This is a genomic window from uncultured Mucilaginibacter sp. (assembly GCF_903893715.1).
Classification (GTDB): domain Bacteria; phylum Bacteroidota; class Bacteroidia; order Sphingobacteriales; family Sphingobacteriaceae; genus Mucilaginibacter.
Genome location: NZ_CAITNG010000031.1, coordinates 1 through 15077, shown reverse-complemented (window position 1 = coordinate 15077; position 15077 = coordinate 1). Strand labels below are relative to the sequence as shown.

14 protein-coding genes are annotated in these 15077 nt (G+C 44.3%); 4 read left to right on the top strand and 10 right to left on the bottom strand.

Annotated elements, in window-relative coordinates; genetic code table 11:
- Positions 1-66: 66 nt before the first annotated feature.
- From QZX97_RS04030 to QZX97_RS04020, 3 genes are all read left to right on the top strand, one after another.
- Entirely contained in the window at positions 67-1014 is a 948-nt protein-coding gene (locus tag QZX97_RS04030; protein WP_295648071.1) for an SPFH domain-containing protein, read from the top strand.
- A gap of 76 nt (positions 1015-1090) precedes the next feature.
- Positions 1091-1414, top strand: coding sequence for a hypothetical protein (locus tag QZX97_RS04025; protein ID WP_295648069.1), 324 nt, complete (start codon positions 1091-1093; stop codon positions 1412-1414).
- 87 nt (positions 1415-1501) lie between these two features.
- Positions 1502-1639, top strand: a complete 138-nt coding sequence (locus QZX97_RS04020) for a hypothetical protein (protein WP_295648067.1) — start codon at positions 1502-1504, stop codon at positions 1637-1639.
- Here the strand turns inward: QZX97_RS04020 and QZX97_RS04015 are convergent.
- From QZX97_RS04015 to QZX97_RS03975, 9 genes are all read right to left on the bottom strand, one after another.
- A complete protein-coding gene (locus QZX97_RS04015; protein ID WP_295648064.1) occupies positions 1636-2214 on the bottom strand; it encodes a 5-formyltetrahydrofolate cyclo-ligase in 579 nt (192 codons plus the stop codon). The genes QZX97_RS04020 and QZX97_RS04015 overlap by 4 nt on opposite strands.
- Before the next feature lie 1161 nt (positions 2215-3375).
- On the bottom strand, positions 3376-5832 hold the full coding sequence (locus QZX97_RS04010) for a S8 family peptidase (protein WP_295648061.1): 2457 nt from the start codon (positions 5830-5832) through the stop codon (positions 3376-3378).
- Between the two features lie 9 nt (positions 5833-5841).
- Positions 5842-6822 (bottom strand): ATP-binding protein, encoded by a 981-nt coding sequence (locus QZX97_RS04005; RefSeq protein WP_295648059.1) that lies wholly within the window; start codon positions 6820-6822, stop codon positions 5842-5844.
- Positions 6823-7133: 311 nt separating this feature from the next.
- Positions 7134-7697: an elongation factor P gene (efp, locus tag QZX97_RS04000; protein WP_295648055.1), complete on the bottom strand. Its 564-nt coding sequence runs from the start codon at positions 7695-7697 to the stop codon at positions 7134-7136.
- 82 nt (positions 7698-7779) lie between these two features.
- A complete protein-coding gene (locus QZX97_RS03995; protein WP_295648053.1) occupies positions 7780-8403 on the bottom strand; it encodes an ABC transporter ATP-binding protein in 624 nt (207 codons plus the stop codon).
- Between the two features lie 75 nt (positions 8404-8478).
- Positions 8479-9261, bottom strand: coding sequence for an acyl-ACP--UDP-N-acetylglucosamine O-acyltransferase (gene lpxA / locus QZX97_RS03990; RefSeq protein ID WP_295648049.1), 783 nt, complete (start codon positions 9259-9261; stop codon positions 8479-8481).
- Entirely contained in the window at positions 9258-10664 is a 1407-nt protein-coding gene (locus tag QZX97_RS03985) for a bifunctional UDP-3-O-[3-hydroxymyristoyl] N-acetylglucosamine deacetylase/3-hydroxyacyl-ACP dehydratase (RefSeq protein WP_295648045.1), read from the bottom strand. The genes lpxA and QZX97_RS03985 overlap by 4 nt, the downstream gene beginning before the upstream one ends.
- Before the next feature lie 30 nt (positions 10665-10694).
- A complete protein-coding gene (gene lpxD / locus QZX97_RS03980; protein ID WP_295664222.1) occupies positions 10695-11738 on the bottom strand; it encodes a UDP-3-O-(3-hydroxymyristoyl)glucosamine N-acyltransferase in 1044 nt (347 codons plus the stop codon).
- 65 nt (positions 11739-11803) lie between these two features.
- A complete protein-coding gene (locus QZX97_RS03975) occupies positions 11804-13027 on the bottom strand; it encodes an HD domain-containing protein (RefSeq protein WP_295664220.1) in 1224 nt (407 codons plus the stop codon).
- Positions 13028-13162: 135 nt separating this feature from the next.
- Between QZX97_RS03975 and QZX97_RS03970 the strand changes: the two genes are divergently transcribed.
- Complete coding sequence (locus QZX97_RS03970; RefSeq protein ID WP_295664219.1) at positions 13163-14716, top strand: PglZ domain-containing protein; 1554 nt, start codon at positions 13163-13165, stop codon at positions 14714-14716.
- Between the two features lie 34 nt (positions 14717-14750).
- Here QZX97_RS03970 and QZX97_RS03965 read toward each other — a convergent pair.
- Positions 14751-15077, bottom strand: a 327-nt coding sequence (locus QZX97_RS03965; RefSeq protein WP_295664217.1) for a hypothetical protein, incomplete at its 5' end; no start/stop codon positions are given.

The window sequence follows — 15077 nt, the reverse complement described above, 5'->3', positions numbered from 1 at the left end:
TCCTATCAAAAAGCCAACCAGTATTGAAAACCTTTCTATATATTCGTTCACTAATTCAACAAAACCATGGAAGCACTACCCATATTGGCCGTCATTGTGTTCATTATCCTCGTCCTTGTTTTTACCGCCTTCGTGTCGGTGCAGCAAGGCACTATCGCCGTTGTTACGGTTTTCGGGAAATACAGCCGCCTGCTGTTTCCGGGGTTAAATTTTAAGATACCCTTCATCGAGTCCATCTATACGCGTATTTCCATCCAGAACCGTTCGGTGGAGCTGGAGTTCCAGGCCGTAACTATCGATCAGGCCAACGTTTATTTTAAAGCCATGCTGCTCTATTCGGTGCTCGACCAGCAGGAAGAAAGCATCAAGAACGTAGCCTTCAAATTTATCGACGAACGCAACCTTATGCAGGCCCTTGTACGCACCGTTGAAGGTTCCATCCGTGCCTTTGTGGCCACAAAAAAGCAGGCCGATGTACTGATTTTAAGACGCGACATTGTAGAGCACGTTAAAGGGCAGATAGACCAGATATTGGAAAGCTGGGGCTACCACCTGCAAGACTTACAACTGAACGACATCACCTTCGATGATGTCATTATGAAATCCATGAGCCAGGTAGTGGCATCCAATAACCTCAAAGCTGCTGCCGAAAACGAAGGCCAGGCCCTCCTTATCACCAAAACAAAGGCCGCCGAAGCCGAAGGTAATGCCATCAAGATAGCCGCCGAAGCCGAGCGCCAGGCTGCCCAACTCCGCGGACAAGGTATCGCGTTGTTCCGCGAGGAAGTGGCCAAAGGTATGACCGTTGCCGCGAAAGAAATGCAGGAAGCCAATATGGATACCTCGGTCATCCTGTTTACCATGTGGACGGAAGCCATCAAGCACTTCTCCGAAAACTCCAAGGGCAATGTCATATTCCTGGACGGTTCGGGCGAGAACATGCAGAAAACCATGAAGGAAATGATGGCCCTCAACGTATTGGGCCAGCAAACCGACGGCAGCGCTAAATCTTAACACCAAATTCTATTTAGGGGCATACAATAAACCAACGGATAATCGTTTAGTCTATCGTGTTGACAACACAGCATAGATGGAAAATAAGACAACGCGATGGCTATTGGTACTTTTGTTGACAGCCGCTCCGGTTTTTGCCGGGGCGCAATCTTACCATCGTTTGGCTGCTGCCGATTTCGGGGGCAACGCGCCTCAATATAACGGCGATATTGCCTATACCAATTGCCACGTCGACTATACCTACGAGGTCATCCACAAAGCCGATAACTACGACATCCGCTTTTACGTGCAGCTCACCATGGATAACGACAAGTCGTACATCCGGCTCGACCAGGTTAACAGCCGCGAACAGCTGCAGCAGATACTCCGCCACGAACAGGGCCATTACAACATCGCCTAGCTGCTTAAATGCGAAGCCTACACCGTTTTAACCCACCACCGTTATACCGCCAACTACCATAACGAGATTGCTTACCTGTTTAACCAGGTGCAGGCCAAGTACCAAAAGCTCAACAGCGACTACGAAGCCAGTACCAACCACATGACTAACGTGCTGAACCAGGACAAATGGAACGCATGGTTCTCAAAACAGCTCGACAATGTTGAACTGGCCAGCGCCAACTAAAACACCCACACCTTTTCGGGCGTAATGCATAGATGCAATGGAATATCATACCCGTCAATATCGGCTATGGCCTCCACCGGCTCAAAAAACGACAGGCCCACAAACCGCGTCCCCGGCTTGCATTGCGCCATAAACCGATCATAAAAGCCCTTGCCATAACCCACCCGGTAACCCTTTTTGTCAAAGGCCAGCAAGGGGACAATCACCATATCAATATCCCCAACGTCAACCAAATTACCCGCCACGGGCTCCAAAATGCCCAGCGAGTTCTCTTCCAATTCAAGCGCCCCGTCATCCGCATAGGCATCCATCCGCAGGCTGGCTAAGTCGGTTTTGGGGAACACCCTTTTAATATGGGGATGATGTCCCTTCAACCAATCAATCATCAGTCTGGTATCCGGCTCCAAACGCTGCAGCATGGGCAGGTAAATATGGATACACCCCACGCCCCGCAGGTCCAGCCCCTTAAACCCGGCCAGCAACAGCCCGTTCAACCGCGCATACTCATCCGCCAAAAGCCCAAGCCGCCTGGCCAGGTATTGTTTACGTAGTTGTTGCTTTGTCGATGTAATCATATCAATTACCACCCTCGTGGGGGGTAAAAGTAGGAAATATTAGCCATCCTTCATCACCAATAAACTCCCGATAGCTATCGGGATGAACAATTGAACCAATGAACCACCCCAGGGGGGAAAAAGTAAGAAAAAAAACCAAGTCATGCCGAACTTGTTTCGGCACCCCACATGCTAAGTAACCCGCCATACAATGACTTCCCGATAGCTATCGGGATGACCCCATGACCAATGACTGCCAAGGGGGGAAAAAGTAAGAACTTTTCAAACATTTTATTATCCTCATTCCTTTCAACCGCCATGCAATGACTTAATGACCCAATGACCCACAACAGGGGGGAAAAAGTAAGAAAAAAAACCAAGTCATGCTGAACTTGTTTCAGCATTCCACGCGATAGATAACCCGCCATGCAATGACCCAATGACCAATGACTGCCCAGGGGGGAAATTGTAAGAACTTTTCAACCCTTCCCCATTCCTGCCACTCGCCACTGCAACTGCAACTCTTCCCGCAGGGGGGAAATTGTAGGAAATATTTAACCTTTTTTCCATTCAATCATTCAGTCAATCAATCATTCAATCATTGAGCATAGGGGGGAAAAAGTAAGAAATATTTCAACTTTCATTTCGCCCTGTGCTCTCATCATTGTTCCTTGCTCAAAACTCTACAATGTACGAAAATTTGACCTCATATCCAAAAAATACCTGCATTTCTTGCGCTCGTTTGCAACGAGTGCTTAACATGGTTGTGCGTTTACAACGCCCACCGTCGGCACCTCCATAGCGATGGGTTTCAAACCCATCGCTATAAACTATGCCCCCGCTGCCGTTGTTGGGTGTTATCACCAACAACCGCAGCCACCCCAAGAGCTTCTTTTCACCCTCTTTCCCGCACGCGGAAGAGAGGGTCGGCCAGCGTAGCGCAGTCGGGGTGAGTCAAATTCGAGTCGTGATCGAAGTTTAGCGCAGCGTAACTTCGTGCTACAATGTTGCAAGCATTCTGCTTGCGTAGTTAAGCTGAAACCAGTCTGCCGACAGGCAGAGCTTAACATATTTTAGGACGAAGGTGCAACCTTCGTCCGGTGGGGGGGAGTCAGATTGCAGTTTACGAATCTTCTACTTTTTTTATTCTAGATGAAAAACCCGGACTAACGAAATTTGTATTTATTGCAGTTCAATAGGAATACTTATTAGAACGGGTGTATAAATATCAATTCCATTGTCAGGAGTATCAATTGTTACAATTAAACTGTAACGGATTGTAAAATCAAACCTTTCTAAGGCTTTCCGGTTTTTCCACCAGCCGCCAACAGAATACACGGCGATTTTACTTCTTGTAGCTAAGTCAGCAGCAGTAGAGTGCCAAATATCCTTGTGAACGGAACCTTTGTCCCTAATTTGATTACCTAATATCCAATGTTCACCTCCTTCAGGCAAATACTCTTCGTTTCTTGATTCCCTGCTAATTCTTGCAGCGAAAGCCTCATCACTTTCATAGGTATCAATCATTTTAAATCGAAGACCATGCGAACGGTAGCTTGCCGCCATTTCATACTGTTTATTACCAGGATTAGGTTCAATAAAATAAGAAAGTGTTACTTTAAGTTGAACTTCGGTGTTAAGCATTTCCTGCAAGGCCTCGACCGGCCATGGTAAACTAAGTATATGGAATTCGTCTGTTTTGACTCTGCCATCATCAAATTTGTATGGCTTAAGTGTTCTTTGAATAATTAACGAAAGTGAGTTGCTCGCGCTGTATCTTGCTTTTGAGAAACTTGGGACACCATAACCGACAGTAGCAATTAATTTGAGTTTTTGATGAGGAGTTAATTCATTTAACTGGTGTCCGCCTAACATTGCAGGTGTCCAGTCAGCTGAATGTATTATCAATGCTCTAATTGTTTCTGGCCAATAAGCTGGATAGAAATAATACAATTCTGCGGCAAATTTGCTTGCTAAGGCAGTAGCTGCACTTGTATCGCCAAATGCAGTAAACCATGGTCTACCCAACCCACCCTTTCCTGTTGATAACAATTGCAAAGAATCCGGGTCGATTAGTGAACCGTTATAAATACCATGATTTCCACCCTCCATAACGATATCAGGTTTTCTCGGCCACTCTTGTAACCACGGCATAGAAGTAGTATTTGAAGGTGCCATTTCGCCATGTTGAGCAATGACTAAAGCATTGGGAAACTGTTGTAAATCTATTTGATCCTTAAGTGTATATGCTCCTACTGTAATCGCATTGAATGATTGTGCTGGATCTTCGATAGAAGCACCATCATTCGCTATTGGAAAATTAATTCTTTCCATTAATGGTAAATTACCCCCGGAAATAAAAAACAAGGTTGATTGATTAAGTTGGTTAACATCACCGAAACTTAACTGGTCAATAGCGGCTGACCATGATGAAGGCTGACCTAAATGGACTAAATCCGCTGAAGTTATAGCCATGCAGACAATTCTTTTAAACTCGGGATTTATGATTTCTGCGCGTCCAACTGCTTCTTGGGTTATTGCACCATACAATTCAGGGTTATTGGGTTGGTTACGCTCTATAATTTTAATACTTTCAAAATGATGAAATATTCTGACGGGGAGATTATATGGAAAAACATCAGACAAATCTCCATAAATCGCAAGACCTGCCATAGGCGTACCATGTCCCTGTAAATGGGTATCCGACCTATCCCAATGGGGCTCAATAGCATCAAGGTGATTTTGGGGGATAATGTTATTTAAAAGTGGATGGTTAATATTTACTCCTGTATCCAATAAGCAAATGGTAACATTACTTCCTAAATTGTTTAATTCCAGCCGACCTAGTAAATCAGCTATCCAGGCTCCTTGCTCTGGTTTATCCAAATAAGTGAAATATTCCGCTGTTTCACGGGGTTTGCGCAATTCAGCTAAACGATCCGTATATAGCAACGTGGCCCCTAATTGCTCCGATGTACCCCGAACCAAAAAAACTAAATTGTCAGGAAAAGCCAGCCATCTGTTACTTCCAACCTGAATATCGGCCGTTTCTAATAATTTAAATATTGGAGTAAGTTGATCCTCTACTGATCTATCTAAATCGCGGCTTAGCCATATTTCCCACCAAGTACTATCTTGAATATCTGGAAAAGGCAGTTCGGGTTCCTGCCAAAAACTTTCGAGCGTTGCTACCCTAATTTCATCCAAATTAGCTAATAAGGATTTATGCCTGGGATTACCGCCTGCCGTATCAATAGCAATATACTGTTCAATTTTTGTTAGGAATTGTGCTATAGCCTTTCTGTTTAAATACACAGTAGCCTCGTACGTTTCATCTCCGGGGTCTTGGTTAATTTTTCGGTAGGATGCCAAACGAAAATTACCTTTATCGAACTTGTCAAGGTCAAGAAAAAAACCAGGGACTGACTTAAAGACAATATAAACAAAATCCTCAATTGGAGCATCCAAAGTAAAGGCTTCAACCGCGGCGTTGAATTCTGTTCTTACCTTATTACCTTGTTCGATTCGATCTATGTTTGTCCGTGGAACAACGTTGCTACGACCTTGATTTATCGAAGTATAAGGTAGAGTTAGGGTATTTTCGTTTAAAAGGATGTGGTCTCTGTAAAATTCAGGCATATCATAGGTTTAAAAAGGCTTCTTTCGTTGTCTGATATTTTCAATGAAGATATCTTGTGAAACCTCTTCTTCTCCATAAACTAAGACATCCTTCGCTAAGTCTTCACATATCCTTGATATATCTGAATAGCTTAAACCCATTGATTCCCGGGTGATAACATTCAAATCGAAGTTTTGATGTAATTTTAATTCTTTTAATCTGTTTTCGTATAAATGACGAATTTCGGTTGATTCCGGTAATCTATAAACAATTATATCATCAAATCTTCTAAACAGAGCGTTGTCAAGAAATTCCGGAAGATTTGTGGCTGCAATGATAAGACTGTTAGAATCATCTTTTTCAATTTGTAAAAGGAAACTATTTAATACGCGCTTAATTTCGCCTACCTCATTACCATTCGTTCTCGTCGTCCCTATGCTATCAAATTCATCAAATAGATACACAGCTCTAAATTGCTTCATTGCGTCGAAAATCAATCGAAGTTTTGCAATTGATTCACCCATATAACGACTAATCAATCCGTCTAGTCGTATAATAAATAAAGGAATAGCCAATTCGCTAGCTAGTGCTTTTGCCGACATGGTTTTTCCACATCCCGGAGGCCCTGTAAATAGCAATTTTTTTCTGGGTTGTAAATTATGTTGCTTGATCAACTCCAGTTTATTTTGTTCTTGAAGTATTCGTTTTATCGCTTTTGTGATTTCAGGAGCCAAAACCATTTGTTTTAGCTTAATCTCTGGTTGCACAAGTTCAAGAAGGTCAGAAAGTTCCTTTTGAGCAGCGTTAACCGGCATATTTCTGATAATGCCGTGAAATTTACTTTTACCCGATTTGGCGTTATCGATTAATTTCTTTAATTCATCTGCCAGCGCGATATGCCCCTTTTTTGCTTCCGTCGCTGCAATTTGCATAGCGGTAGCGTAAAAACGGCTATCATCACCTTCGCCAAATGATTTAATTAAACTTTTTATTTGTTCTGCCGCTGCCATAGTTAGGTTACAAAATAACAACTATTAATCTGCATTAAAGATTCAACGAATTAATAGAACGATAATATACGATGTTATCAATAAATAATTTAAGTAAACATCAATTGTGAGTAACTATATAAACTGTTGAGAATAATTATCCAATCATCTTATTTTATCCCTCGTAAATATACTAAAAATATTAGCATGTATATAAGGTAAGTTTATTCTGACCCACCAGCTCGCCAAAGTTTAGAATTAAAGACTGATTGGCGACACCCCAAACAAAAAAAGCCCATAACGAGCTTTACTTCTATATACTATCGGGCATCTTACGCTTTCACACGCTCCACATAAGCACCGCTTGTGGTATCAACTTTTACTTTATCGCCAATGTTTACAAACAAGGGCACTTTAATTTCGGCACCGGTTTCAACGGTCGCATTTTTCATGGCACCGCTGGAGGTATCGCCTTTTACGGCGGGCTCGGTGTAGGTAATAAACAATTCGGCCGAGTTAGGCACGGTGCCCATAATGGCCTCGCCGCTTTCCAAGGCCACAATTACATTGCTGCCTTCTTTCAAAAAGCGCACCGCATTGCCAAACAGTGATTTTGGTACCGAAAACTGGTCGTAAGTGCTATTGTCCATTACTACAAGCGAGTCGCCTTCGTCGTACAGGTATTGGTAATCGTTGGTTTCAACACGGGCAATGTCCACCTCTTCATCCGTACGGAAACGGTATTCAACCAGTTTACCGCTTTTGATGTTGCGCATACGCGCCTGATAAAAAGCACGCAGGTTACCCGGTGTGCGGTGCAAAAACTCCTCTACCTGTACCAATTCGCCGTTAAAGCGAAGTACACTTCCATTTTTAATATCTGACGCTTTAGCCATAAAATACGCTTAAAAAAATTGAACCGCAAACTTATACACTTGCTTCCAAACTTACAAATTGCAAATAGCGGCCATAGCCCAACTATTTATAATCGGCAATGTTCAAAACCTTATCGCAAAAGGCATATTCGTTCGGCTGGTTCGAGCAGATGATGCTCAGCCGGTTGGCCGTATAGGTTTTGATGAGGCTCAGGTACCAGTCCACACCCTGTACGTCCAGGTTCGAGGTCGGTTCGTCCAGCATCAACATGGGGGTATCGGCGCAAAAAGCCAAAGCCAGTTTGGTGCGCTGTTTCATGCCCGACGAAAAGTATTTGATGAGCTTATGCCTGCTGCTTTGCAAACCCAAAAGGTCTATCACCGCATCAGTATCAAAACCCGCGATGTGTTTTTTGAATTTGAAATGGAACTCCACCATTTCTTCGAGCGTAAAATCCTCTATCAGCTCCAGGTAAGGCGCGGCCAAACTTAAATGCAGATACGCCGATTCAACCTCCACAACCGAGCCGTTGTAAGCATAACCCAAGGTCCCCTCAGATGGCGCCAGGCTCCCGTTCAATACCTGCAACAAAGTCGACTTCCCCGACCCGTTAGGCCCCAATATGGCATACGATTGATTGTTTTCGAAAGTGTAGTCTATCCCCCTGAATATCCATTCGCGGTTAAAACGTCGGCCAATGTTTTGGAGGGAAATACTGAAGTTCATGGTTCATGGTTCATGGTTCATGGAATGAAGCGATGGGTTACTATGAACTATCAACTATGAACCATGAACTAAAATCTACTGATTACCAAACCCCTTCATAATCCCACGATTGGAGTTGCGGATAAAATCCAGTATCTCGTCGCGTATCTCGGTGGGCTGGCGTTCGGCTTCAATAATATCAAGGGCGTTGCTAAAGTTGTGTTTCTTCACAAAAATAGTACGGTAAATATCCTGTATCTCGTTTATCTGGTCGGACGAGTAGCCCCTGCGGCGCAAACCCACAGAGTTGATGCCTACATACGATAGCGGCTCGCGCGCGGCCTTCACATACGGCGGCACATCCTTCCGCACCAGCGAACCACCGGTAACAAAAGCATGCGAACCTACGTGGCAAAACTGGTGTATGGCCACCATACCCGCCAGCACCACATAGTCGCCAATGGTAACGTGGCCGGCCAGGGTGGTATTGTTCGAGAAGATGCAGTTGTTACCCACCACGCAATCGTGCGCTACGTGGCAATAAGCCATAATAAGGCAGTTACTGCCGATAACGGTTTTCCAGCGGTCTTTTGTGCCGCGGTTAATGGTTACGCATTCGCGGATGGTGGTGTTGTCGCCAATTTCAACAGTAGTGTCTTCGCCGGCAAACTTCAGGTCCTGCGGTATACCCGAAATAACCGAGCCCGAAAATATCCTGCAGTTTTTACCGATGCGGGCACCGTTCATAATGACCACATTGGGGCCAATCCAGGTACCTTCGCCAATAACAACATCCTTGTCGATGGTTACAAATGGTTCGATAACCACATTGCCGGCAATTTTCGCCTGTGGATGTATGTATGCTAATGGTTGGATCATGCTTCTAAACCTTTTACTTTTACAATTTGTGCCATTAATTCGGCTTCAACAACAATACGTTCGCCTACCATGCCCACGCCCCGCATTTGCGCAATGCCACGGCGGATAGGTTGCAGCAAGTTACAATAAAATATCAGGGTATCACCCGGCACCACTTTACTTTTAAAGCGGGCATTTTCTATTTTAAGGAACAACGTCAAATAATTCTCCGGATCGGGAACGGTGTTCAATACCAAAATACCGCCTGTTTGTACCATGGCTTCAATTTGTAATACCCCCGGGAAAATCGGTGAGCCCGGAAAATGGCCCATAAACAAATCCTCGTTCATGGTTACATTCTTCAGTCCAACCACATGTGTTTTGGATAGTTCGAGTATTTTGTCCACCATCAAAAACGGCCAGCGGTGCGGCAGCATGTTCATAATTTGAACGGTATCGTAAACCGGGGTGGCATTAGGGTCGTAAACTTTAAAATGCTTGCGGCTGCGTTCTTTTTTGATAATAGCCTTTATTTTTTTGGCAAAAGCCACGTTGGCCGCATGGCCGGGGCGCGCTGCCATAATATGGCCCTTGATAGGCACACCAACCAAAGCCAAATCGCCTATCATATCCAATAGTTTATGGCGGGCCGGTTCGTTTTGGTGGCGAAGCTCAATATTGTTCAAAATGCCTTGCGGGGCAACATCAATATCTTTGCGGTTAAACAACTTGGCCAAATGGTCCAGTTCGCCGGGGCTTACGTGTTTATCAACTACCACAATGGCATTGTTCAAATCCCCGCCTTTTATCAGGTCGTGCTTTAACAGCATTTCCAGCTCATGTAAAAAGCAAAAAGTGCGGCTCGAAGCTATTTCTTTTTTAAATTCAGATATCGTCGATATACTGGCATGCTGGCTGCCCAACACCGGCGAATTATAATCCACCATGCAGGTAAAGCGGTAATCGTCCAACGGCATGGCCACCATTTCCACCTTGCGGTCGGGCTCCGAGTAGTGTATGTTATCGGTAATATGGTAATACTCCCGGTCGGCGGCCTGGTCCATTATTCCCGACTCTAAAATGGCATCCACAAATAAAATAGAACTGCCGTCCATAATAGGTGTTTCAGGCCCGTCAAGGTCTATCAGCACGTTGTCTATTTCGAGGCCCACCAGTGCAGCCAAAACGTGTTCGATGGTGCTTACGCTTGCCCCGTTCTGGGTAATGGTGGTACCCCGCGAAGTATCGGTAACATTGTCCACATCGGCGTCAATTACCGGCGACCCTTCCAGGTCTATCCTTCTGAATTTGTAACCATGGTTTTCGGCTGCAGGCCTGAAGGTCATCGTTACAGGTTCGCCGGTGTGTAAACCGGTACCTGAAACAGTAACCTCCGACATGATGGTTCTTTGCTTTGCGTTCATACTATTCGTGATCGGCTGTGTTGCAATTATTTATTTTGCCTCGTTTTTCAGCGCGGCAATTGTTCTTTCCAATTCTTCTATTTTCTTTTCCAGGTCGGGCAAACGGTTCAATACCACCTGGCTACGCATATGGTCCTGGTAATAGGTCGCCGGCGCACCCGCCCATTTTTTGCCCTCTTCATCTATCGAGCGGCTGATGCCCGATTTTGCCTGTATCTGCGACCCTTTGGCTACGTTAATGTGGCCAACAATACCCACCTGCCCGCCAATAATGCAGTTTTCGCCAATTTTAGCACTGCCCGATATGCCGGTTTGCGCAGCGACAACCGTATCCGAGCCAATTTCAACATTATGGGCTATTTGTATCAGGTTGTCTAATTTCACTCCTTTACGGATGATAGTCGAGCCCAACGTTGCCCTGTCGATGGTGGTATTCGCACCAACCTCAACATTGTCTTCCAATATCACATTGCCAATCTGGCTTACTTTGGTGTAAGTACCATCCGGTTTCGGCGCAAACCCGAATCCATCGCCGCCAATAACCGCACCCGAGTGGATGATAACGTTGTTGCCGATATGGCAATCGAAAGAAATTTTTACACCGGCATATAAGGTAACGCCATTGCCAATAATCACGTCATCGGCAATATACGTGTTCGGGAATATCTTGCAGTCATCGCCAATAACCACATTGGGGCCTATGTATGCAAATGCACCGATGTACGCGTTTTTGCCGATTTTTGCGGTGGGATGGATAAAACTCGGCGATTCAATGCCGCTTTTATTCATTTTGATGGTATTGTATTTTTCGAGCAGTACCGTAAACGCGCTATAGGCATTCTCAACACGGACCAACGTTGTTAAAACCGGCTCATTTAAAACCAGATCTTTATTGATGATCACCACCGAAGCATTGGTGGTATACAAAAACTGTTCATACTTTGGGTTTGCCAAAAATGACAAGGACCCCGAAGCGGCTTCCTCGATCTTAGCTAATTGGTTAACCGACACATTTGGGTCACCGTCAACGGTACCTTCAAGCATCAAACTTATTTCCTGCGCGGTGAATTGCATCGGACAAATTTAAACGTTAAAATTAAAGCAGCAAATTATAATAATCCCGGTGCTATTACAACCCTCTACAAGCCCTTTATATAGCATAATATATATTTTTTTACGGTTTTGGCCAACGGCTCCAAATTGGAATGGTCGCTTGCCAGGGTAATATCTTTCACACTTCCGTCTTTCATCAGTATTTTTATACTGCCATCGCCCACTTTATAGGCCTTGTTGGTTATGCTGTCGGTAAATACAAAATACGAGGCTTCATCTTCATTTACACCGTACTTATCCATCGCATGCAAAACCAGTTCGTTCACCCTTTCGGCCGATGGCGCCTCATTACTGATTTCCACCCTGTACAAATTCCGGTTGATCAGGTTCTTGCAAAGCATCGATAAGATAAAGTCATCATGCCCGCACCAAACTTTAATGGCCGACAGAATGTCTGTATCATCAAGACTTGCAAAGGTATCCAAATCAGGCTTGCTATGTATAAATGTCTTTATATTGATATTATTGTTCAAAAAGTAACTTAAAGCGGGCGTAGCAAACAATTCCTCACCGTTTAACGCCAACTCGCGTGCCCGTTCTAAAATTTTGGCCAATAATTGTTCCGCCGCGATGACGGTTTTGTGCAGATATACCTGCCAATACATTAAACGCCGCGCCACCAAAAACTTCTCGATAGAATAGATGCCTTTTTCTTCAACAACGATTTGGTCATCTTTAATATTCAACATCTTGATGATGCGGTCGAAACTGATGACCCCTTCCGATACGCCGGTAAAAAAACTGTCGCGCATCAGGTAATCCATACGGTCCATATCCAGTTGGCTCGATACCAGTTGATGCAAAAACTTTTTCGGATAGGTGTCCTTAAAAATATCGATGGCCATATTCAGCCGGCCGTCAAACTCATCGTTCAGCCTATCCATAAACAACGACGAGATATCCTCGTGCGAAATACCCTCCACAATGGTTTGCTCCAACGCGTGCGAGAAAGGGCCGTGGCCTATATCGTGCAATAATATGGCTATAGTTACCGCTTCCTCTTCCTGTGTTGTAATATGATGGCCCTTGCTTTTCAGGGTTTCAATAGCCATGCCCATCAGGTGCATGGCACCTAAAGCATGGTGAAAGCGTGTGTGCAACGCACCGGGATAAACCAGGTGTGTCATGCCCAATTGTTTGATGTACCGAAGGCGCTGAAAATACGGATGCGTTATCAGGTCGAATATCAGTTCCGATGGAATACTGATAAAACCGTAAACGGGGTCGTTTATAATTTTCTTTTTATTCAATTTATCTATAATGATACAAAAATGTTAAATTATACTACATGTTTGCTGTTTTATTTTAGTTAATTTATGTTAATGCCCACTTTTGTTTATAACAAAAGCTAAGTTTACGGGTTAAATAGCAATAGAACGAAAAACATGCAAGAGACCACCATTTTATGGGCCGACGATGAAATTGACCTGCTAAAACCGCATATACTTTTTTTAAAGGAAAAGGGCTACATCGTTAAAACCGTAACTAACGGCAACGACGCAGTAGACGTGTTTAAAAACGAATATATCGACCTTGTTTTCTTAGACGAGAATATGCCCGGGCTAACCGGTTTGGAAACGCTTGCCCAAATAAAAAACATCAATGCCGATGTGCCGGTGGTGCTCATTACCAAAAACGAAGAAGAATACCTGATGGAAGATGCCATCGGATCGAAAATAGATGATTACCTCATCAAACCGGTAAACCCTAAACAGGTATTGCTCACCATTAAAAAGTTTACCGAAAACAAGCGCCTGGTTACCGAAAAAACCACCATGGCCTATCAGCAGGATTTCAAGACCCTGGGGATGACCCTGAACGAAAACCTGAGCTACCAGGAATGGGTGGACGTATACAAAAAACTGATATACTGGGAACTTGAACTGGAGAAACTGGAAGATGCCGGCATGCACGAGATATTAACCATGCAAAAGGCCGAAGCCAACGTACAATTCTCAAAATTTATAGAGAAGAACTACCTCAATTGGGTAAAAAACCCCGACAATGCGCCAACCTTGTCGCCTGGCCTGTTCAAAAAGGTGGTTTTCCCGCAATTGGAAAGCAAAACGCCCGTCTTTTTTATTTTGATAGATAATTTAAGATACGACCAGTTCAGGATTATCAACCCCATCATATCCGAATATTTCCGTCTGGAGGAAGAGGACACCTACTTCAGTATTTTACCTACGGCTACACAGTATGCCCGTAATGCCATATTCTCCGGACTGATGCCGCTCGATATGGAAAAACGCTACCCCGAAATGTGGCAGAACGATGAGGACGAAGGCGGAAAGAATTTATTTGAATCGAATTTTTTAACCGATCAGCTAAAACGCGTTTGGCGAAAAGAGTGCAAACACTCATACACCAAAATACTGAACATTGACGAAGGTCGCGCCCTAAACGAAAGCGTAAGCAACCTGATGGGCAACGATTTAAACGTAGTGGTATACAACTTTGTCGATATGTTGTCGCACGCCCGTACCGATATGCAGATGATACGCGAACTGGCCAGCGACGATGCTGCTTACCGCTCTTTAACCCTGTCGTGGTTTGAGCATTCACCCCTGTTCGACTTGTTAAAGTTTTTGAGCACCAAACAGGTAAAAGTCATCATTACCACCGACCATGGTACCATAAAAGTGGGCAACCCAAGTAAAATTGTCGGCGACCGCAACACCAATACCAACCTGCGCTACAAACAAGGTAAAAACCTCAACTTTAATGCAAAAGAGGTATTCCACATCCGCAACCCGCACGATGCCATGCTGCCAAAGCTGCACTTAAGCTCAAGTTTTGTATTTGCCAAGGTTGATAATTACTTTGTGTACCCCAACAACTACAACCACTTTGTAAACTTTTATAACGAGACTTTCCAGCACGGCGGCATATCGTTGGAGGAGATGATTATACCCATAGCTATCTACGGGCCGAAGTAAGCCCAAAGGAGGAATTAAGATTATCCGGAAAAATTTATGGGGTCAGCTTATTAAAAGGGCGCTGCACTTCTACTTTTTTAACGGGCATTTTATCGCTGCTGCTAAGGTGGTCTACCGGCATACGGTCTGCACTTTGGCCAATGTGGGCTACCGGCATCGTGCTATAAACCACTAACCTATCGATATTTGCAGTAACGGTATCCATTGGTTGCGCCTTAAAAAGATTGGGGTTGTGCTTTAGGTAATGCGAAAGCAACGATGAATCGGCGTTATGCAAAGTATCGGCATTAAACAGTTTTGGCTGTTGTTTTAAACCCTGTGCGTTTACGCTAAAGGCAAAGCCGGCAGTAACAATCAAAGT